Origin of the sequence: Nostoc sp., assembly GCF_036917575.1 — a bacterium.
In the GTDB taxonomy this organism is placed as follows: Bacteria; Cyanobacteriota; Cyanobacteriia; order Cyanobacteriales; family Nostocaceae; genus Nostoc.
Genome location: NZ_JBALDC010000054.1, coordinates 18,597 through 38,655, shown reverse-complemented (window position 1 = coordinate 38,655; position 20,059 = coordinate 18,597). Strand labels below are relative to the sequence as shown.

The 20,059-nt window shown below is 40.1% G+C and carries 16 protein-coding genes; 8 read left to right on the top strand and 8 right to left on the bottom strand.

Going from position 1 to position 20,059, the window contains the following annotated elements; translation table 11 throughout:
* Positions 1 to 287 precede the first annotated feature (287 nt).
* The 3 genes from V7K79_RS16270 to V7K79_RS16260 form a co-directional block, all read right to left on the bottom strand.
* Positions 288 to 1,343, bottom strand: coding sequence for a 3-deoxy-7-phosphoheptulonate synthase (locus V7K79_RS16270; RefSeq protein ID WP_335049045.1), 1,056 nt, complete (start codon positions 1,341 to 1,343; stop codon positions 288 to 290).
* 195 nt (positions 1,344 to 1,538) lie between these two features.
* Positions 1,539 to 3,197, bottom strand: coding sequence for an alpha-amylase family glycosyl hydrolase (locus V7K79_RS16265; RefSeq protein ID WP_335049044.1), 1,659 nt, complete (start codon positions 3,195 to 3,197; stop codon positions 1,539 to 1,541).
* A 322-nt stretch (positions 3,198 to 3,519) separates the two neighbouring features.
* Positions 3,520 to 3,897, bottom strand: a complete 378-nt coding sequence (locus V7K79_RS16260; RefSeq protein WP_335049043.1) for a DUF1823 family protein — start codon at positions 3,895 to 3,897, stop codon at positions 3,520 to 3,522.
* A 240-nt stretch (positions 3,898 to 4,137) separates the two neighbouring features.
* Here V7K79_RS16260 and V7K79_RS16255 point away from each other — a divergent pair, with 240 nt between their 5' ends.
* The 4 genes from V7K79_RS16255 (at position 4,138) to V7K79_RS16240 (ending at position 9,299) form a co-directional block, all read left to right on the top strand.
* Complete coding sequence (locus V7K79_RS16255) at positions 4,138 to 4,440, top strand: acylphosphatase (protein WP_335049042.1); 303 nt, start codon at positions 4,138 to 4,140, stop codon at positions 4,438 to 4,440.
* Between the two features lie 192 nt (positions 4,441 to 4,632).
* On the top strand, positions 4,633 to 5,694 hold the full coding sequence (gene speB / locus V7K79_RS16250; RefSeq protein WP_335049041.1) for an agmatinase SpeB: 1,062 nt from the start codon (positions 4,633 to 4,635) through the stop codon (positions 5,692 to 5,694).
* A gap of 259 nt (positions 5,695 to 5,953) precedes the next feature.
* Positions 5,954 to 7,099 carry a hypothetical protein gene (locus V7K79_RS16245; protein ID WP_335049040.1) on the top strand — a complete coding sequence of 382 codons (1,146 nt, stop codon included), beginning with the start codon at positions 5,954 to 5,956 and terminating at the stop codon, positions 7,097 to 7,099.
* Between the two features lie 298 nt (positions 7,100 to 7,397).
* On the top strand, positions 7,398 to 9,299 hold the full coding sequence (locus V7K79_RS16240; RefSeq protein WP_335049039.1) for an adenylate/guanylate cyclase domain-containing protein: 1,902 nt from the start codon (positions 7,398 to 7,400) through the stop codon (positions 9,297 to 9,299).
* A 115-nt stretch (positions 9,300 to 9,414) separates the two neighbouring features.
* Here V7K79_RS16240 and V7K79_RS16235 read toward each other — a convergent pair whose 3' ends face one another.
* Positions 9,415 to 10,590 carry a homospermidine biosynthesis protein gene (locus V7K79_RS16235; RefSeq protein WP_335049038.1) on the bottom strand — a complete coding sequence of 392 codons (1,176 nt, stop codon included), beginning with the start codon at positions 10,588 to 10,590 and terminating at the stop codon, positions 9,415 to 9,417.
* Between the two features lie 331 nt (positions 10,591 to 10,921).
* On the opposite strand from V7K79_RS16235, the gene V7K79_RS16230 reads away from it, so the two are divergent.
* Both V7K79_RS16230 and V7K79_RS16225 read left to right on the top strand, forming a co-directional pair.
* Entirely contained in the window at positions 10,922 to 12,478 is a 1,557-nt protein-coding gene (locus V7K79_RS16230; protein ID WP_335049037.1) for an NAD(P)H-hydrate dehydratase, read from the top strand.
* Positions 12,479 to 12,491: 13 nt separating this feature from the next.
* The gene (locus tag V7K79_RS16225; RefSeq protein WP_335049036.1) at positions 12,492 to 12,656 is read left to right on the top strand and encodes a hypothetical protein; all 165 of its coding nucleotides are present in this window, start codon (positions 12,492 to 12,494) and stop codon (positions 12,654 to 12,656) included.
* A 68-nt stretch (positions 12,657 to 12,724) separates the two neighbouring features.
* On the opposite strand, the gene V7K79_RS16220 is transcribed toward V7K79_RS16225, so the two are convergent.
* From V7K79_RS16220 to V7K79_RS16205, 4 genes are all read right to left on the bottom strand, one after another.
* Entirely contained in the window at positions 12,725 to 14,323 is a 1,599-nt protein-coding gene (locus V7K79_RS16220; protein WP_335049035.1) for a B12-binding domain-containing radical SAM protein, read from the bottom strand.
* A 270-nt stretch (positions 14,324 to 14,593) separates the two neighbouring features.
* Positions 14,594 to 15,553, bottom strand: coding sequence for an NAD-dependent epimerase/dehydratase family protein (locus V7K79_RS16215; protein ID WP_335049034.1), 960 nt, complete (start codon positions 15,551 to 15,553; stop codon positions 14,594 to 14,596).
* Between the two features lie 246 nt (positions 15,554 to 15,799).
* Complete coding sequence (gene hemE / locus V7K79_RS16210) at positions 15,800 to 16,861, bottom strand: uroporphyrinogen decarboxylase (RefSeq protein WP_335049033.1); 1,062 nt, start codon at positions 16,859 to 16,861, stop codon at positions 15,800 to 15,802.
* A 359-nt stretch (positions 16,862 to 17,220) separates the two neighbouring features.
* Entirely contained in the window at positions 17,221 to 17,907 is a 687-nt protein-coding gene (locus V7K79_RS16205; RefSeq protein ID WP_335049032.1) for an Npun_F0296 family exosortase-dependent surface protein, read from the bottom strand.
* 738 nt (positions 17,908 to 18,645) lie between these two features.
* Here V7K79_RS16205 and V7K79_RS16200 point away from each other — a divergent pair.
* Both V7K79_RS16200 and V7K79_RS16195 read left to right on the top strand, forming a co-directional pair.
* Positions 18,646 to 19,383, top strand: a complete 738-nt coding sequence (locus V7K79_RS16200; protein ID WP_335049031.1) for a hypothetical protein — start codon at positions 18,646 to 18,648, stop codon at positions 19,381 to 19,383.
* Between the two features lie 33 nt (positions 19,384 to 19,416).
* Entirely contained in the window at positions 19,417 to 20,058 is a 642-nt protein-coding gene (locus tag V7K79_RS16195) for a hypothetical protein (RefSeq protein ID WP_335049030.1), read from the top strand.
* The last annotated feature ends 1 nt before the right edge of the window (position 20,059 follow it).

The window sequence follows — 20,059 nt, the reverse complement described above, 5'->3', positions numbered from 1 at the left end:
GATAGATAGAACTTGACACAACCACTTGAGGGTTTTTTTGAGTTTTGTAGGGCGTGTTATCGCGTCAGTGTAACGCATAGTCAGAGATTTTCGGCGCGTTAGGACTAAAGTCCATAACATACCATACCAAATTAATAGCTAATGTGAAGCAGGTTTTTCGATTTGTGTGTATACCGTAGCCGAAACGGGGAGAGGAATGAAAGCGGGTTTTTTATTATACTTTCATACTTGACAAACATCCTCTAAATCCCCCATTGATTGCATCCTGAGTTTAGAATTCTGACTTCTCACTTAAGTTTTTCGTGAGCAGCCAAAATAATTTTTTCGGTTTCTTCCCAGCTAATACATTTATCAGTTACAGAAACACCGTATTTTAATTCTTCTTTACCAGTAATTGGTTGACTACCTTCATACAAATGCGATTCTAGCATCATGCCAACAATTGATGTATTACCATCGACTATTTGCTGAATAATATTTTCCAAGACAGTACCTTGTAATTTATAATCTTTATTGGTATTACCGTGGCTACAGTCGATAACAATTCTCGGTGGTAAATTTGCCTTTTTTAATTTCTCTTCTACCTGTTTGACATTTGCTGGATCGAAGTTGGGTTGACTACCACCTCTTAAAATTACGTGACCGTAGTCATTACCTTTAGTTTGAAAGACGCTCACCTGTCCCTTTTGATTAATTCCCAGAAAATTATGCGGGTTTCTGGCTGATTGTAGGGCATTCAAAGCTACTTGAATATTGCCGTCAGTACCGTTTTTAAAACCTACAGGCATCGAAAGCCCACTTGCCATTTCCCGGTGGGTTTGTGATTCTGTTGTGCGTGCGCCAATGGCAGACCATGTAATCAGTTCACTGATGTATTGAGGTATGATTGGATCTAGTGCTTCCGTGCCAGCAGGTAATCCTAACTCTGTAATTTTTAATAATAGCTCTCGTGCAATTAATAAACCTTTCTCTACATGGAAAGAATCATCCATATCTGGATCATTAATTAAACCTTTCCAGCCTACGGTTGTTCTTGGTTTTTCAAAATACACTCGCATAATTAGTAGCAACTTATCCTTGACTCGCTCGGATAATATTTTTAATCTGTGAGAATATTCGAGTGCTGCTTTTGGATCGTGGATTGAGCATGGCCCAACTACTATAAATTTCCTGCGATCCTGAAAATTCAGGATATGTTCTATTTCCTGTCTATATGCTAAAACTCTTTGCTCGGCTAATTGTGTCAAAGGTAATTTTGACTTTACTTCATTGGGAGTTAATAAAATGCGATCGTTCTCAATGTTAGCGTTATCGATATCAGTATTAAATAATTTGTTGTGCATAGGGATGCTTTGGCAATTCTATAGACGCACTTCAACTCAAAAGTCTAACACAAACCGATGAAATTTTAAAATAGCTTATTTTATGCTTGACAAATTTCTAATTAGACTGTACTCAATAAAATACAACTGAAAAAGGGGAAATATTTACCCCTTTTCTTTGCTATTAGACTGCTGAGTGAGTAGTAATGTATATCATTACTGCCATACAAACACTTTAGCTTCGTGTGGTCCTAAATCGATTATGATGCCATCGTCACTAGCTTCGACATCATAATTGCCTGTCCACTCGTGCCATGTACCAGCACTAGGAAAGTTAGGAACATGATACTCACCTAGGAAGTTTTCTGAGAAATTTGCAATTACGACTACACGAGAACCTTCATCATTCCAACGAGTATAAGCTAATACTTTTGCTTCAGGATTTTCGTGGATAAAATCAATATTTTCTGTGTAGAGAGCATGATTGCTTTTACGCAGGTTGGTTAAGCCTTTATATGATTCAAATAAACCACGATTTAAATCGTTACCTAACAACGTCCAATCAATTTTGGCAGATTCAGGTTGTTGAGGTTTATACTCGCCAAATTCCTCTCCCATCCAAATTAAAGGCACACCAACAGCAGTCATTAGGATGGCTACTCCTAATTTAGCCCGCCGAAATGCTTCTTCGTCAAAAATCTCACGGTTCCCCAGTTCAACCATGATATGATTATGGTCGTGGTTGGTAAGATAATTTACTACATTGATGGCACCCAAAAAGCCTTGACGCTTGCAGTCAATCACATCTTTTAAACGCTCTAAATCAAATGTATCACCACAAATGTGTTCTAGAATGCAGTGATAAAAACTATCATGCCAGCAACCATCCATTGGCCCGTCTACATTGGTAATGCTGGGAGTTTCAGGAATGTGTTCAGCAACATTATAAAAAGGCTTCATGCTAGCAGTGTTTTTGGCTTCCTGAACAATCCAGTGCATAAAGTCATAGTTAGCAATTTGCCGCGCCGCATCATAACGAATACCATCAAGATGATATTCTCCAATCCAAAAACGAATTGTGTCACCAATAAATTTCCAGGCTGGCTTAATATCTAATTTTTCATCATAATGTTCATAATTAAACTCAGGCCCCCAATTATTATCAGGGTCACGAGGTTCGTGATGATACCAATAATCGTGATCAATTTGTGTTAAGGGAGCAGATGCTTCTGAGTGGTTGTAAATTCCGTCAAGAATTACACGAATACCTCTACCATGACACTCATCAATCAAATTTTTTAACTCAGCAGTAGAACCATAACTTGATTCTGTTGCAAAGAAGTGGCGGGGATTATAACCCCAACTATAATCACCAGGGTATTCTTTAAGTGGCATCAACTCAATAGCATTAATTCCTAGTTCAGATAAATAGTCTAACTTTTCAACGACGTTTTTGTATTTACCTCGTGCATAAGGATCGTCCTCGCCACCAGAAAAGTCACCAACGTGCAATTCATAAATTACTAATTCGCGGTCAGCAGGTAAAGGTTTATCATCATGTTGCCAAACATAAGTATCGGTAATCCTTTTCCCATCTTTAACCCGGATAACACCATCATCTTTTCCACTTTGTTCATCTATATCAGTTGCATAAGGATCTGTAACATCAACCCATTGCTCTGGTTCCAAAAACCATGAATTTGACTGAACGCGGAATTTATATTTATAAACGCCATCTTCTAGTTCAACACTTGTGCGGAAATAACCATCTTCACCTCTTTCCATTGGAATTTCTTGCCAATCAGAAAAGGAACCAATTAATGCGGCTTCTTTGTTATAAGGTGCAAATAAATTAAATTCAATTGGCTTTGCCATAGAAGTGTTTATAATATCAGGGGTTGATAAAAATATTTTCTGATGCTCAATTGAATTTGCAAATAGCTCTAGAGAAATAATTAGATTGCGAGTGCTTCTATCTTCAGGAATAATTTGTTTTTTTTTATAAAACTTAACTGAAGTTTTTTGATTGTTAGCTGTTTATAATATTTAGTTATTGGCTAAAATCTAAATTCACTATCTTGTAATTCTTTTTTTAGCAAATAAAAGGTTTTAAATAAAATAAGGTTTTTATCATATTGAAATACAGTAGATATTTAGGAAAATCAGGCTGCTTTTCTCCAAAATATCTACTGCAAAATTAATCTTTTTTGTTGTTAGCTTGTTGGAGATAACTTAATAACCAATTCGCCGCCGTCGCCCTGCGAGTTTGTCGAGGCCCAAATTCTCCAATTTTGTAACCTTTGAAACCCAGTTTTTCTTTTAGCATTTGTTTATTTTCAGCAGGAATGGAACGAGTCAACTTGACAGTTGCGGGGCGAGATGCAATAAAATCTGGTGGTTGTGGGTACTCATTATGCCATTCTGCTGCAACTTGGTTAGTGTCCCATTGTGCAATTGCAAAGTCATAGCGATAGCCTAAACAATGCCATAGCAACTGGTTGACTGTGGCATCATCAAGTTTATCGTCAAGAATTGCCCAAATTGTTTCTGTATTAAGTGGTGGCAGGTTAGACATAAACAATTCAAAATTCCAAGTAGAAAAACTGACTACTGATTAAATTACAACAGTTTTCAAGTATTTAGACTACGGCTTGGATGGAGAGTAGGGTAGTCCAATTACTTGAAAAGCGCTGTAAATGTACAAAAACTAGTAGGTTTTAAGAAAGACTGAAATGAAATTTGCGTCGTTGAAGTAAAAAATAGATTGTGTATACACAAACTAGGTAGACTGGAATCATAAAGATTAGACCAGTTTATGCAGAATTCTACAGCACTGCCAAAGATTATCCGCGCCCATGTATTCATTTCTGGCCGAGTCCAAGGAGTGGGCTACCGCTATTCCACTGTCGATACAGCTAGGCAATTGGGATTAACTGGTTGGGTGCGGAATCTCCCTGATAATCGAGTAGAGGCAGTTTTTGAAGGGGTGCGAGAGGTTGTAGATAACATGGTTCGCTGGTGTCACTCTGGGCCACCTGCTGCTGTAGTTAAAGATGTTGTGGTTGAATATGAGGAACCGGAAGGGTTACGAGGATTTGAAGTTAAGCGGGTTAAGTAGGGAGTTAACAAGGACACAGGAAAGAAAAACTATCCCCTGTACCTGATAAACTATGCTGAAGTGACCTGTATACTCGTGGGTTTTTCCTATTCATCCTTTGAAGCAGTTTACCGCCTGTGAAAAATTTTGATTACAATGCAGATGTCCACTAGGCGGCCTGCTGTCTATCTACATAAATCTAGAATATACTCAATGAGTAATCAATTAAAAGACTACAATCCCAGCAGCGTAGGTGAAATAAATGGCAACCTCTTAGGTTTGCCCTGCGATTATGAGTCTGCAAACTTGATTGTTTTTGGTGTGCCGTGGGAAGTCACTGTTTCTTATGGTGCTGGTACTGCTAATGGCCCACAGCGAATTCTAGATGCTTCGACTCAATTAGATTTGTTCGATTTTGATCACTCTGATGGCTGGAAGCAGGGAATTTTTATGGAAGAAATTTCCCAAGATATTTTAGAGAAGAATACATACTACCGTGCTTTGGCAGCAAAAATTATCGGGCGATTAGCCCAAGGTAAACAACTTTCAGATACACCAGATTTAACATCTGTCCTAACAGAAATTAATCAGGCTGGTCAACGAGTTAATCAATGGCTGTTTGAAAATTGTCAGGCAGCAATTAATAATGGTAAGCGAGTTGCAGTGATTGGCGGAGATCATAGTTCGCCTTTAGGTTATTTCCAAGCATTAGCAACTAAATACTCAAACTATGGGATTTTGCATATTGATGCCCACGCAGATTTACGCGATGCTTATGAGGGATTCGAGTTTTCTCATGCATCGATTATGTTTAATGCGATGAAAATACCGCAAATTTCTAAGTTAGTGCAGGTAGGTTTGCGTGATATTAGTCATGATGAAGTACAAATGATTGACCAATCTGATAGTCGGATTATTGCTTATTACGACCCAGCTATTAAGCAAAAGCTTTACTCTGGCATAACTTGGATTGATTTATGCCGAGAAATTATCAGTCATTTACCTGAGTATGTTTATATTAGCTTTGATGTAGATGGTTTAGATCCAAAACTTTGTCCGAGTACGGGTACTCCTGTTCCTGGTGGGTTGGAATTAGAGCAAACATTTTGTCTATTCCGAGAATTGGTCAATAGTGGAAGAAAAATTATTGGCTTTGATATTTGCGAAGTCGGTGATGCAGAGTGGGATGGTAATGTTGGAGCGCGGATAGTTTACAAGCTGGCAAATTTGATGGATTTATCAAACATAATTCAGGAGTCAGGAGTCAGAATTTAGAGTGAATTGCACAATCCAGCTATTTAATGAAGCTTGAGCTTTTGAGTTATTAGTTGATTGCTGTAGAACTATAGAGCGTTTTGATTGAGTGGATTTTTCTCAAAATTTGTATCAGGAACAAACAAACAGTATATCAGCGTCTGTCTTTATATCTCTCTGACAACATAGATACTAAACTAATTCCAACTGATGAAGTTCTGGAATTATATACTTTTTTGTCTATTCGTGGCTGGATACTATTTCTTTGTTTTATCTTACTATGAAAATTATGCTGAAAAACTACTTGAACACCAATCAAGCGCGAATTTTCACTGCTTTGATTTTGACTGGTATTTTGTCTGTTACTAGCGGTTTAACACTTGTCAAAGGCGCGACGGGCGCTTCTGCGAATTTATCTCTAGAAACAAGCAATGAAGTTCTTAAAGACAATATTAAACCAAACCGCTTGCCACGTCCAGTAGCTAATGCGGTACTGCGAGATTTAGCCCGCAGGCAGGGAATTTCTACTAGACAATTGCAAATTATTGACTACAAGCAACAGACTTGGCGTAATGGTTGCTTGGAACTGCCTCAAGCTGATGAATTCTGTACGCAAGCCTTAGTTCCTGGTTGGCGGATTGTGGTATCTAATGGCAAAGAAAACTGGATTTATCATACCAATAACAATGGGCGATCGCTACGTTTGGCTTCGGCAAACAATCCCTCAGAAAATCTGCCAGATAAATTACCTACATCTGTAAAAAATGCGGTTTTACAAGCCGCATCCAGACGTTTGCAACAGCCAATTTCTCAGTTAACCATTATTGAGGCTCAACAGCAAACCTGGAGAGATAGCTGTTTAGAATTAGCTAATGCTGATGAATTCTGTACCCAAGCTTTAGTATCAGGCTGGCGGGTGGTTGTCGGTGCAGTTGACCAAACCTTGGTTTATCATACCAATCAAACAGGTTCCGCACTCAGGCTGAATCAAAAGGCTAACGAAACTACACTGAAGCCTGTGCAAATTCCAGCCAGTGAGTTACCACCACCGTTAGATCGAGATATAGTATTTCGCCAAATCTCCAGTGGGGGTTTTGCTGGCAGAACCTATGAGACTGTTTTACTCAAAGATGGGAGACTGATTCGCGTGCGGATTGGTGATGCCAATGATTCTGAACGTAGTGTTCGCCGTGTTTCGGTGCAACAGGTACAACAATTTGTGCGATCGCTAAAACGTTCTCAGTTTAGTAAATTTCGGAATTTGAGTTACCCAGCCCCCAGTGGTGCTGCTGATTATATCACCTTCACCCTCACCAGCCAAGAAGGTACGGTTCAATACAACGATATTTCTCAAAATAACCTGCCAAAGAATTTACAGACAGTAATCAAAGCCTGGAATCAGATTGCAGCCAGCGCACAGTCATAAACTTCATAGATGGAATTGAAGAATAAGAGAGTGGCAAGTCTGTAGCTGGGTTATTGCCACTCTCTTATAACATGACGGGTTTGAAATTTCCCAGATACTGGCGATCGCGCTATCTTGAAAAATTAACTTTCAAGATAGTTAAACTAATCACAGGTGTTTACGGCAATATGTTAGTTGGAATACTAATCTAACAATACCACATAGGATTAAAATTAAAAATATTATTAAGCAAAAATTAGTGCAGTAAGCTAAGAAAGCGAATCTGCTATCAAGTACTTTAATCTCATACAGAAATTACATGGAACAAGTAATTACTTCAATAGCAGATGCTTTGTTAGTAACCAGTAATTCTGGAAAAATCAAGAAAGTAAATCATGCTGCTCAAGAATTATTCGGTTTTGAGGAAAAAGAATTAATAAATCAACCCATATCACTAATCCTTGATGATGATCAAATTTTAATTAAAGCAATTTATCAAAATTGCTATTTAAAGCGTAATTATCAAAATATAGAAGTAGTTTGTCGAACCAAAACTAGAGAAAAACTGTTGATTGCTTTTTCTTGCTCAGTGATTTCAAAAAAAACAGAAGGACTAGAAGATATAGTCTACATTGGGCGTGATATTACTGCTTGGCAACGCCGGGAACAGCGTACAAGTATCCAGTATTCTATTACCCGCATATTATCAGAATCACAGAGCATAAAACAGGGAATTCCACAAATTTTGCAGTCGATTTGTCAAAACTTGGGATGGGATTTAGGTGAACTTTGGACACCAAGCCAATATATTGGCACTTCGGTACAAGGAGATAGTCTCAATGCAGTACTAAGGTGTGTGGAAATTTGGTCAAGTCGATTAGTTTCTGTCCGAGAGTTTAAAGCAATTACCTGGCAAACTACTTATACACCTAGTGTTGGACTGCCTGGTCGAATTTGGATCAGACGTTTGCCTTTGTGGATTAAAGATATCACAGTAGATGGAGATAAAAGGCGATCGCTACCAGCGGCGGAGGCTGGATTGCACGCAGCTTTTGGCTTCCCAATTTTAGACGATAGTGAAATCTTAGGAGTGATGGTTTTCTTTAGCCGTGATTTACTACCAAAAGATAAAGACCTATTGCAGATGATGGGTTCTATTGGTAGCCAAATTGCCCAATTTATTAAACGCAAACAAGCAGAAGATGCTCTTGTAGAAAGTGAAGAGAGATATCGAGATTTATTTGAAAATGCGAATGACTTGATTCAATCTGTCAATCCATCTGGTCGTTTTTTGTATGTCAATCGTGCATGGCGAGAAACTTTGGGATATAGTGAAGCTGAAATTGTGAATATGAGTATTTTCGATATTATACATCCAGAGTTTAAACAAAGTAGTTTACAAAGATTTTATCGCGTGTTATCAGGAGAAAAGCTTGGGCAAATAACAACTAGATTCGTTACTAAAGACGGGCAACCAATTTTTTTGGAAGGTAATATTAATTGCAAATTTGTGGAAGGTCATCCGGTTGCGATTCGTGGCATTTTTCACAATGTAAGCCAGCGAGTAGCAGCAGAAAAAGCACTTCGCTATCAGCAGAAAGAAACCGAACGTTTATTGCTGAATATTTTGCCAGTCACAATTTATAGAGAGGTGAAAGAACAACCAGATAGTATAGACTTTGCTGATGTCACAGTTTTATTTGCAGATATCGGTGGTTTGTCCGAAATTGCTACTTCTATGAGTGCAATTCAACTGCTGAACTTACTCAACCTAATTTTCTTAGTTTTCGATCGCCTCACCGAACGATACGGTTTAGAGAGAATCAGAACCATTAACGATGCTTATGTGGTGGTTGGTGGCTTATCTACACACCGCCAAGGTCGTGCAGAAGCGATCGCTCTGATGGCACTGGATATGCAAACTGCGATCGCTCTATTTAATACTGAGAATAACCAAAATTTCAGTATCCGCATCGGCATCCATAGTAGTTCGGTAGTAGCGGGAGTAATTGACCCGAACAAGTTTACTAATGAACTCTGTAAAGACACAGTAGACATCGCTAGCTGTATAGAATCCCAAGGGATTACGGGTAAAATCCAGGTTACAGAAAATACTTATAAGTGCTTATGTAATGAATTTATATTTGAAAAACGAGGGGAAATTGAAGTTAAAGGCAAAGGGAAGATGATAACTTATTTGTTGATTGGACAGAAGAAATGAGGGCATTGGGCATGGAGAAGAGACAAGGTAGACAAGGGAGAGACTTGTTCTATAATTCCCCCTTGTCCCCTTGTCCCCTTGTCTCCCCTGCCCCCCTGCTCCCCTGCCTATTCCCTTAGTGAGTATTCGGAATCAGCCGACCACAGGGATAAGTTGCTGTTTGCTGTGAAGCACTTTCAGCAACTGCTGCTGGAATCCGATCCGATGGTTGGGTTTTGGCTGCTAGATAGTCTTTTTGCAGTTTATCCAGAATGGCTTCTCGCCTGTCGTATATACGCTTCAGAGGACGAGGCTGGCATTTGTTCAACACATACGCACTCACCAGTGGTAGAGCGATCGTGCTATCGGTATAACAAACGATTGTGTTAGGTAACTCATCCGGGTCAATCTTACCCCAACTAACAGCTTCCGAAGGAGTCGCCCCAGATAAACCGCCTGTATCTGGACGTGCATCGGTAAACTGCACAAAGTAATCGTGTCCTCGTTCTTCTAACCCCAAGACTTCGTGAAGTTGCGGTTGGGTTTGTAGCAAAAAGTTTTTAGGACTACCGCCACCAAGAATTACAGCCGCACTTTTTCCTCCTGATTCACGGGCATTATATGCGATCGCTGCTGTCTCATTCACGTCAATTGATGGATCGATCACCAACTGCGAACCTTCCAATGCTAAAGCCGCCACGTTCATCCCAATTGAGCTATCTCCTGGAGAAGACGTATAAATTGGTACGCCATATTCATAAGCTGTAGCTATCAAGCAGGAATGCTGCACACCCAATTGCTTTTCTACTTCTCGGACATATTTACCTAGTAAATAGTGAAACTCAGCCGTTCCCATCCGCTTTTGAAACGCTTCTCCTTGAAGAATCTTACGGATGAACGCATCAGTTTCTAGCAGCACATCGTAACCAAAGATAATGTCATAAATGCGGATCGTGCCTTCTTGACGCAGTTTCACATCATCTAAAAACGGATTACCAGCGAAGAGTTCAAAACCCAAACCATAGTGCATATCATGGTAAAGATTTGCACCAGTGCTAATCATCCAGTCAATAAAGCCGTTGCGAATTAAGGGTGCAAGCACTGAAACCCCAAATCCTGCTGGCGTCATCGCACCAGAAAGGCTAACTCCCACTGTGACACCTTCTGTTAGTATATCGTGACTCAGTAGTTGGCAGATTTCCCGCAACCGCGCTGAGTTGTAAGCAGTGAAGTATTGATCGATCAAATCCACTACACTGATATCATTTGATATTGGTGTAGGGGTAATTTTTTGACCCAGCTGTTTAGACATTTTGGCACTCCCGAACAGTAAACACGCCGAATCTAATGGTATCTAGCTTTCAGCCAAAGCAACACATCTTTGGGTAAAGACGCGATTTATCGCGTCTCTACAAATGGTCTATTTGTCGCATTTTTTTAAAATTGGTATGACCTCGCGGTTACAGCAGTTTAGATAACACTGCCGTCACCGATTTGCTCCCCCTGTTTGAGGAGTACGGACTAGACGCACTCGGCATTCTTGAAGACGTAGGAAATTGGTTTGTAACTTTTTGGGTGGAATATTGAGTCAATTTTGCTAAACTTTCAGTTAGCCTGAACTAATAACTCACCACTCAGGACTAATGCAAGATAGGCAAGAACAATTTTCGCAAGTGGTAGTGACTGCTGGGCAGATGCGCGATATTGAAAAGCGGATCTTTGCAGCGGGAATGCCTGTAGTTGCTTTGATGGAAAAGGTGGCGGGATTAATTGCTCGTCGCATTTCAGAGATTCTTTCAAACACCCCTTTGTTAAGGGGATCTCGTGTGGGAATTCTTGTCGGCCCCGGTCATAATGGTGGCGATGCTTTAGTGGTAGCCCGTGAATTATACTTTGGCGGGTATGAGGTTTGGATTTATTCTCCTTTTTCTAAGCTTAAGGAATTAACTTCGCAGCACTTGCAGTATGCCGAGAGTTTGGGCATTCCAATTTATCAAACAATTGAGCAACTACCAGATTCTGATTTGTTGATTGATGGCTTGTTTGGATTTGGTTTAGAAAGAAACCTGACCGATCCCATCGCCTCTGCAATTAATCAGCTAAATGAATTGCCTGTACCGATTTATAGTATCGATTTACCTTCAGGTTTACACACCGACACAGGCGAAGTATTGGGAACTGCCATTCGCGCTACTCACACATTTTGCTTAGGTTTATGGAAACTCGCTTTTTTGCAAGATCAAGCATTGGAGTATCTTGGTAAAGCTGAGTTAATCGATTTTGATATTCCTTTGGCTGATGTAGAAGCCGTTCTCAAAGATACACCTAAAATTAAACTTATTACACGAGCAAAGGCACTTACTACTTTACCTTTACCCCGTCCAGCAGTTACTCACAAATATAAAGAAGGACATTTACTGCTGATTTGCGGTTCGCAGCGCTATGCAGGTGGAGCAATTTTAACTGGTTTGGGTGCTAGGGCTAGTGGTATCGGGATGCTTTCGATTGCCGTACCCGAATCGCTAAAATCTCTTTTGGTGTCACACTTACCAGAAGCGCTAATTATCGGTTGCCCAGAGACGGAAAGTGGAGCGATCGCCCACCTGCAATTATCAGAAAACACCGATCTGAGTTCCTTTAATGCGATCGCCTGTGGCCCTGGTTTAACAAGAGATGCTACGCCCATTGTGCAACAAGTAATAGAAAGCGATCGCCCTTTGCTTCTCGATGCCGATGGTTTAAATATCTTGGCACAAATGGGAGCGATCGCCACACTAAAAAAACGCCAAGCATTAACCGTACTCACACCCCACACTGGCGAATTTGAGCGATTATTTCCTGATGTCCCCGATGCCAAACATGACAGGGTGCAAGCAGTAAGGGAAGCAGCCGCGCAAAGTGAGGCGATAGTGTTGTTGAAAGGGGCGAGAACTGCGATCGCCAACCCTCAAGGTACTGTTTGGATTGTTCCTGACAGCACACCCGCCTTAGCCCGTGGCGGTAGCGGTGACGTGTTAACTGGCCTACTAGGTGGATTGTTGGCGCAAGCAGCAACTAAACAGATTCCCGTAGAAGATATTGTGGCAACTGCTGCATGGTGGCATTCCCAAGCAGGTATAATAGCCGCCCAAGAGCGTAGCGAATTGGGTGTAGATGCGTTTACATTGACACAATATTTGATAAAAGTTCTAAGTAATTAAACAGCTTTTAACTATGACTCTAAAAATCCAAACCGAAAAAGAAAAATTACAGGCAAGTACTAATTTAAAGATAAATCAAGAAACAGAAAATGAAAAAGTTCTATGTTCTCATTGTCAGCGCACCGTTACCAATGGTATTAAATGTAAAGGCATTTGTGTGGCTGACAACGACTATTAATTGAATTTGTATAATTTTAATTGAGAACGGGTAATAAGTAATTTATTTACTATTACCCATTAACAACCTTAACTAACTACCGCTTCCGCTTTTTCCTCAGCTTTTTCTTTCACTAAGATATAAGGCTTTTCTGCGCCTTGTGCTAAATAATCGGCTAGCTGACTTTCAATTTGATCGCGCACAATTTGGCGATACTCTAGAAAATGCTCGTTGTGGGCGCAAACAGAGATGTAATGCTCAATAACTCCAGGGTTACGCTTGAGAATACTGAACAAATGATGCCAGAATTTCCAGCGGGTTTCTCGTTTGATGCCTTGTCGCCAAATCACAATCAGCAACGCTTTTACAACTACCCACTCTGGCATTTTTCCTGGAGCTTTCCAACTTGGCAAGCCCATCATCAAAAAACAGCGATAGGTACGGTCTAAATACTGTGTAGGGTCGTATAAAGTACAGAAGGCTTCAATATATTCTCTGGCAAGTTCTTCGAGGGGACGGGTGGGCAGGAAGTTCATTAATGTTGTTTGGTTGATGTTGCCATCTTGATTTTCCCGCAGTCGCCCTTCTTTTTTCAGGCGATGCCAAAGGGCAGTATTAGGTAACGCTTGTAACATGGCAAAAGTTGTTGAGGGAATTGCTGCTTGTTCAGCAAAACGGACAATGCGATCGCCTGCACCTGCTTTTTCGCCATCAAACCCAATAATAAACCCAGCCATTGGGCGCAATCCCGCTTTAATGATGGTTTGCACTGCTTCAGTAAGAGAACTGCGAGTATTTTGAAACTTCTTGGTCATTTGCAAACTATCCTCATCCGGCGTTTCGATTCCCAAAAACACCGCCGAGAAACCACACTCAACCATCAACTCCAACATTTCTGTGTCTTGCGCCAAGTCAACTGAAGCTTCCGTGTCAAATCGGAAGGGATATTTGTGTTCTGCCATCCAGACTTTTAACTCTTTGAGCAACAATTTTACATTTCGCTTGTTGCCAATAAAGTTATCATCCACCATAAACACACCCCGCCGCCAACCCAATTCGTAGAGATAATCTAACTCTGCTAACAGTTGGGCTGGGGTTTTGGTACGCGGTTTGCGCCCGTAGAGAACAATAATGTCGCAAAATTCGCACTGGAAAGGACACCCGCGCGAAAACTGCACCGACATCATGTCATAAGCGTTCAATTCTAATAAATCAAAGCGGGGTATTGGTGTGCTTGTGACATCAGGTTTTTCTGTGGCGCGGAAAGTCCCAAAAGTTTCACCCCGTTTAATTGCCTCAATAAACATGGGTAGGGTGATTTCTCCTTCATCCAGAATGAGAAAATCTGCGCCAACATTTTCAACTTCATGAGGTACAGAGGTGGGGTAAGGGCCGCCAACTGCGACTAACTTGCCACGTTTTTTTGCTTCCTGAATTTGCTCAAGTAAATCTTGTTTCTGGACAATCATCGCAGAGAGAATTACTATATCTGCCCACGCCCATTCTGCTTCTGTTGCAGAGCGGATGTTGCGATCGACCAGCTTGAATTCCCATTCTTGGGGCAAAATCGCGGCTACTGTTACTAAACCCAGAGGTGGTAATAAAACCTTCCGATCGACTAACTCCAAGATTTTTTCATAAGACCAAAAGGTTTTGGGAAATATTGGATACACTAACAGTATTCGCATTTAGTATTAATCCTCACACTTTGATTGTTATCCCACTCTAACGAAAATAAAGAGTTATTGACTTTTTATTAAAGTTGTTTTATTTTACCATTGATATTTTTGACTCAAATCGAGGGACTGGGGAGCAGATAAAAAAGAGATAATTTTCCATTCTTTACTCACACTCAATAACGCCAGCCGCTAACGGATAAAACTCTAGAGGCTCTCTACTAAATTAGGAGAATTTACTGCTAATATGTTTCAAACCTTGTCAAAAGCCACAGACTATAATCAATTTTTAGCCTTTTCAACACCGCTAATTTTCAAAACATCACTCATGGTCGCACAATAATTTGACAAGCCGAAACTATCAGGATTGATGAATTTTTCGTATGTAAAATGCCGATAGTTCATGCAAAACCGATCCCAAGCGGCCATCCGAATGCGGAACAGAATAATAATCAAATTAGCCAATGTTATAGATATGGGAATGCGAAAGTAAATCTTTTTGCCTAGATAAGCGCAAACTTGTTTCACTGCTTGATTAGCAGTTAACGGTGCTTGACCTAAAACAAGCCGACGTGGTTGATCGCTTTCGGGAGGATGATTAATTAAATATCGCACGACAGTGGCAATATCTCGTGCGTGGATAAAGTGTAAACTGCCATCTGCTTCCAAAAAGCGAATTAAATTAATATATTTTGTCACTTCTGGAATGCCAGATGTGAGGTGAGAATAGGGTTTATTGGCATCACCGCCCAATACTAAAGTGGGAAATACTGTGGTAATTTTGGGTGCGATCGCTAATTGTTCTTTTTTCTCTAAGCACTCATATTTAGAACGGATGTAATCTGTGCCAATTTCCCCGGCTTCTTTCAATGGTTGATTATAGCGATCCAAAACGCTAGCTGTCGAAAAATAAATTACCTGCTGGCAACGTTCTGGATCTAACAGTTCGAGCAATTCTATAGTTTTGATGACATTAATCTCAAATGTCTGATCGCCGCCCCAAGCTGTGGCTGTGAGTACCGCCGTATCAATTGTAGATAGCAAATCGGCAAACTGGCGAATATTTTGCATATCACCTTGCAAAACATTAATGCCTGAACGTGCATTAGTATCAACTTGCAGTTTGCTTGGGTTCCTAACTAGTAGATACAGTTCGCAATCTGTTTCCTTAATTAAGGCTTCTGTTAAATAATGACCTACACAACCGCTTGCACCAGTCACTAAAATCCGTTTCTGGCTCATAGATAATTTATTAAAATGTTGGGAGTTAAAACTAAAGAGTTAAAAATAAAGTTAAAAGTTCCGAATCTCAACTAATAACTTATAACTCTGGAAATTTTAGATTTTGAATTTTGAATTTTGGATTGCAGTAAAAAGCGTTCGACTGAGCGCTCACGCCAAAGTCTAAAATCTGTCTTGAAAAGTTTGAGCGGAGGGAACCTCCGCTCAAACTTTTCGCAAAATCTAAAATCTAAAATTGCATGACTCCTAACTCTTAACTCCTGCAAGATTTAATTCCTTTGCGGTTTCAAAGAAGAAAGCGACATTTTCTTCAGGAGTTTCTGGGAGGACACCGTGACCGAGATTGAGAATGTGACCCCAATTACCAGCTTTGCGAACGGTATCAAGAATGCGATCGCGGATAAACTGTTTAGAGCCGAATAGTACGCCTGGGTCAAGATTTCCTTGAACTTTTACTTGTTTACCCAATCTGGCTCTTGCATCTGCCATATCTACAGCCCAATCTACACTGACAATATCAGCGCCAGATTGTCCCATTCTTTCCAACACACCCGCACTACCACTAACTAGTAAAATCAAAGGTGTATCGGGATGGGTTTGCTTGACTTGCTGGAAAACTCTCTGCTGATAGGGAAGAGCAAAAGTATCATAATCTTGAGGACTTAATTGACCCGCCCAAGAATCGAACATTTGCACAACTTGAGCACCAGAGTCAATTTGGTAGCGGGTATAGATAGCGATCGCATCTGCTAGTTTAGCTAAAAGTTGATGCAATATCGTCGGCTCTGAAAATGCCATGTTTTTGATGATGGAGTAGGTTTTAGAACCTTTTCCTTCCACTGCATAAGCTGCTAACGTCCACGGCGCACCGACAAAGCCTAATACCGTTGATTTATCGCCTACTTCCGAACGCAGCGCTTGCAAAATTGTTTTGATAAATGGTAGCGCTGCTTCTGGTTCTAAAGGATGTAAACTATCTATTTGTTCTTGAGTGCGGAGGGGTGAATGAATGATTGGCCCTTTACCTTCAGCAATATCCATGTCAATGCCCAAACCAGGTAATGGGGTGACAATATCAGAAAATAAAATTACTCCGTCTGGTTGGAAAGCTCTCCAGGGTTGCAAGGAAACTTCAATTGCTACTTCTGGAATTTCCGAGCGATCGCGAAACGAAGGATACTTCTCTCTTAAGTCTCGATATGCTTTCATATATCGTCCGGCTTGTCGCATCATCCATACAGGGGGACGATCTACTACTTCACCACGAGCAGCCCGTAAGAGATGAGGAGTCGTTGAATAAACACCCATTTATTACTTCATCCTATTTATGCCACTGTTCAGCTTATCATTCTGGGATTACGCTTTTCTAGCAGGTTGTTAGCAAAAGGTAAGTGGCAGGGCATAAAGTAATATTATTTTATAATCTTTTGATTATTGGATATGAGCGCTCGGTTGGCTTGACTACAGTAATTAATGCTAGCAAGGGCTATAAGTTCTTCTTTTTTTGGCTTATCCCATAAAATCATTGCCTTGAGTGCCACGTAGAAATGCACCTGTTACTTGGAGCATCAAGGGAACGTATGAGGAAAAATGCATAACAAAATGTGTCTCTACGCATGGCATAGAGACACATCCTTAAGAGTTATTTAACAGGTATCTGGATAAATTTATGCTTTCACTGTCGCTTTATGTTGTGAGCGTTTGAAAAGTGAAGTCATACCACAAGCACCAATTGCTAATACACCTAACATCGTATTAGATTCGGGAACGCTCTTGGCTAGTCTATAAGCGTGGTTATCTGTTTCAAAGGCAACACCATTTGAGCGCATCACAACTCGGTCAAATGTTTCTCCTTTATCAGCTACAAGATTGATAAACATATTAGCTTGAGAGCTAGTCCAACTACCATCAGCTATAGCAGTTGGCACATCTGCACCACTAAAAGTATTTAACAACTTATCGCCTTTGTAAATGTCAACAAAGTTGTAACTATCTAATGAACCTCCATAAAAACCGAAGTAATTAACAGCTTGTTTGAAGGCAATATTGACAAAACCACTGTCGCCTGCAACATTGCTACCTTTTGGGGAAATTGTTAAAAATTTAGTATTATCCCCATAAGGTGAGGCGTATTGACCACCTGCACTACCTTGAACAATGTTACTAGTAATATTAGAGTAAGTAACAAATCCATTGGGATCATTTGCTGTGCCATCGTCAAAGGTGACAGTTTTGGCATCAGCGTAGCTAGAAAACGGGCCAGAATTGACTTTCAGACTGACGGCACTAGCTGGATTTGCACTCATAACTACAGCAGTTATTCCGAGTAAAGCCAAAGAGATTTTTTGCAGCATTTTAGTAATAAAGCTTGAAGAACACAAAGAGAATTAAGATTGAACTTTTCTTGAAACCTAGCTATGAAAAACTGGTCTTATTACTCCAATAAAGTAGAAAGAATTTGCAAAGATTATTAGGCCTTTGTATATGACTGGTGTTGAGTAAAACAAGCTCAAAGATATAAGTTTATCTTTCTGCTTTGTGATCCTATTTTGATTTTCTTAACTCACAAAAGGTACGGTGTATATACTAAAATTTGTTTAAAGATTATGTGAAGGATATTGTGCAATTATAGTGGGTAAGACAAAGGCATATAAAATTACTCAAGATCGCAATCAAGATTAAAAACCAATAAAAAATCACCATTTCTCGTTTGCCTTATTTTTCAAGACTCAAAACGATGTCTACGATCAGCTACCCCTGAATAGATAGGTTAATGAAATTATTTCCTACCCTATTGAGAATAGACTTATATTATTGACATAATATCCTCGCCTTAGAGAAGTGACTAGTGGCGAGTAGCGAGTGGGAAATGGAAAATAGGAACTGGTGATTGAGAAATAGGGTCAAACAAGAATCAATATTTAATTGAGAATTGGGCAAACAGGGTATTGGGAAGAGACTTGGGGATAAGGGGAAGGGAAAGACTTGTTGCAAGTTCTAACTTTAGTCACCTTGTCACCTTGTCCCCTCGTCCCCCTGCTCCCCTGCTCCCCTGCTCCCAATCTCCGTAATTTCCCTCACTGTAACTTCTTATGCAAACTGACTCTAATAGTCCCGATAATCTTGCATCTGCTTATAATGAGCGTAATCCAGGAAAGTATTTGATTCCGCGATCGCAGCGACAGAGGTTTTTTATTCAGTTTACCTTAATGACTCTCATCGGATGGGTTGTGGGTGGCGTTGCCAGTATCGCTTTAGAAAAAATGATTCTCCAAAGTCTTTCATCTAACGTTGCTATCCAACCACAAACATGGAGCATTTTGGTTAGAAGTCTCAGTAACATTATATTTGCCGTGACTTTCGCTGCCGACCAGAGCCTTGCCCTTTACCGATATTTACCGGGTTGGCAGTGGTTATTTGCTACTAGTGTAGGTTGGCTGATTGCCAACGGTGTTTCTACAGCGTGGATTGAGTATATTTCGACTATTGCCTCATCATCTTCTGAAGATACTTTGATTTTTGGATTTTTGTCTGCGATCGCATATATAATCTCTGGAATTTGGCTCGGAATTTGCCAATGGCTGGTATTGAGGCGATATACAGCAGACATTTGGTGGTGGAATTTTTTACCCTCAATTTCTTTCTTCTGGATTACTATTTTGGTTTGGTTGCTTTTTATTATGCAAAATTTGATTCCAGAAACTTACCGTACTCCCATACTATATTGGAGTGGACAAGGATTGACAGCAGTTATTTTGGGAGCCATACCAGCAATTGGTTTGTGTACATTGAAAAGAAATTTATATCCCAAAACTAAAGTTTCTTCCTAACTTTTATTAATATATTCCATAACCTTAATACTTATGACTCGCCCGCGCATTCTCCAACCCGGTCAAAGTTATACATTTAGTAAGTATTTTGAATTACCTTATGCCCCAGCAGATATCTTGGCAGAACTAGGATGTAGTTACGAACGGGCATCACTACAACTCCCACAATATTCAGGTATAATTGACTATTTAGAATTTTTACAGCGTTACTTACGGCGCAATATCATACGCGTAAATCCTATTAGTGAAGCTGCAAAACGTGAAGTTTTAATTGCTCCTATTTTGTTGGAAATTTGCGACCAAACGCAAACTCAACTGAATATTGAGTACCCGATTAATGTTAGCGAACAACTCAAAGGAAGTTTTGATTACTATATTTCATCTTCCAATTCACTGTTAGTCGTTGAAGCCAAGCAATCTGATTTAAGCCGGGGGTTTACTCAACTGGCAATTGAATTGATCGCACTCGACCAATGGACAGATTCGCAAACACCAACTTTGTATGGTGCTGTAACAAATGGAGAAGATTGGCGATTTGGAATATTTTATCGACAAGATAAACGGGTCATGCAAGATATCAAACTTTATCGCGTTCCCGAAGGTTTGGAAGAATTAGTGCGAGTACTTGTAGGAATTCTTACCAATGCTAGTAGTTATACCAATTCTCTAAAATGAG

What these genes read in the sequence shown, in the direction of transcription:
- V7K79_RS16215 (WP_335049034.1), bottom strand. Translation starts at nt 15,553, where the DNA reads ATGAGCCAGAAACGGATTTTAGTGACTGGTGCAAGCGGTTGTGTAGGT.
- V7K79_RS16220 (WP_335049035.1), bottom strand. Translation starts at nt 14,323, where the DNA reads ATGCGAATACTGTTAGTGTATCCAATATTTCCCAAAACCTTTTGGTCT.
- V7K79_RS16255 (WP_335049042.1), top strand. Translation starts at nt 4,138, where the DNA reads ATGCAGAATTCTACAGCACTGCCAAAGATTATCCGCGCCCATGTATTC.
- V7K79_RS16205 (WP_335049032.1), bottom strand. Translation starts at nt 17,907, where the DNA reads ATGCTGCAAAAAATCTCTTTGGCTTTACTCGGAATAACTGCTGTAGTT.
- V7K79_RS16225 (WP_335049036.1), top strand. Translation starts at nt 12,492, where the DNA reads ATGACTCTAAAAATCCAAACCGAAAAAGAAAAATTACAGGCAAGTACT.
- hemE (WP_335049033.1), bottom strand. Translation starts at nt 16,861, where the DNA reads ATGGGTGTTTATTCAACGACTCCTCATCTCTTACGGGCTGCTCGTGGT.
- V7K79_RS16240 (WP_335049039.1), top strand. Translation starts at nt 7,398, where the DNA reads ATGGAACAAGTAATTACTTCAATAGCAGATGCTTTGTTAGTAACCAGT.
- V7K79_RS16260 (WP_335049043.1), bottom strand. Translation starts at nt 3,897, where the DNA reads ATGTCTAACCTGCCACCACTTAATACAGAAACAATTTGGGCAATTCTT.
- V7K79_RS16270 (WP_335049045.1), bottom strand. Translation starts at nt 1,343, where the DNA reads ATGCACAACAAATTATTTAATACTGATATCGATAACGCTAACATTGAG.
- V7K79_RS16200 (WP_335049031.1), top strand. Translation starts at nt 18,646, where the DNA reads ATGCAAACTGACTCTAATAGTCCCGATAATCTTGCATCTGCTTATAAT.
- V7K79_RS16265 (WP_335049044.1), bottom strand. Translation starts at nt 3,197, where the DNA reads ATGGCAAAGCCAATTGAATTTAATTTATTTGCACCTTATAACAAAGAA.
- speB (WP_335049041.1), top strand. Translation starts at nt 4,633, where the DNA reads ATGAGTAATCAATTAAAAGACTACAATCCCAGCAGCGTAGGTGAAATA.
- V7K79_RS16195 (WP_335049030.1), top strand. Translation starts at nt 19,417, where the DNA reads ATGACTCGCCCGCGCATTCTCCAACCCGGTCAAAGTTATACATTTAGT.
- V7K79_RS16245 (WP_335049040.1), top strand. Translation starts at nt 5,954, where the DNA reads ATGAAAATTATGCTGAAAAACTACTTGAACACCAATCAAGCGCGAATT.
- V7K79_RS16235 (WP_335049038.1), bottom strand. Translation starts at nt 10,590, where the DNA reads ATGTCTAAACAGCTGGGTCAAAAAATTACCCCTACACCAATATCAAAT.
- V7K79_RS16230 (WP_335049037.1), top strand. Translation starts at nt 10,922, where the DNA reads ATGCAAGATAGGCAAGAACAATTTTCGCAAGTGGTAGTGACTGCTGGG.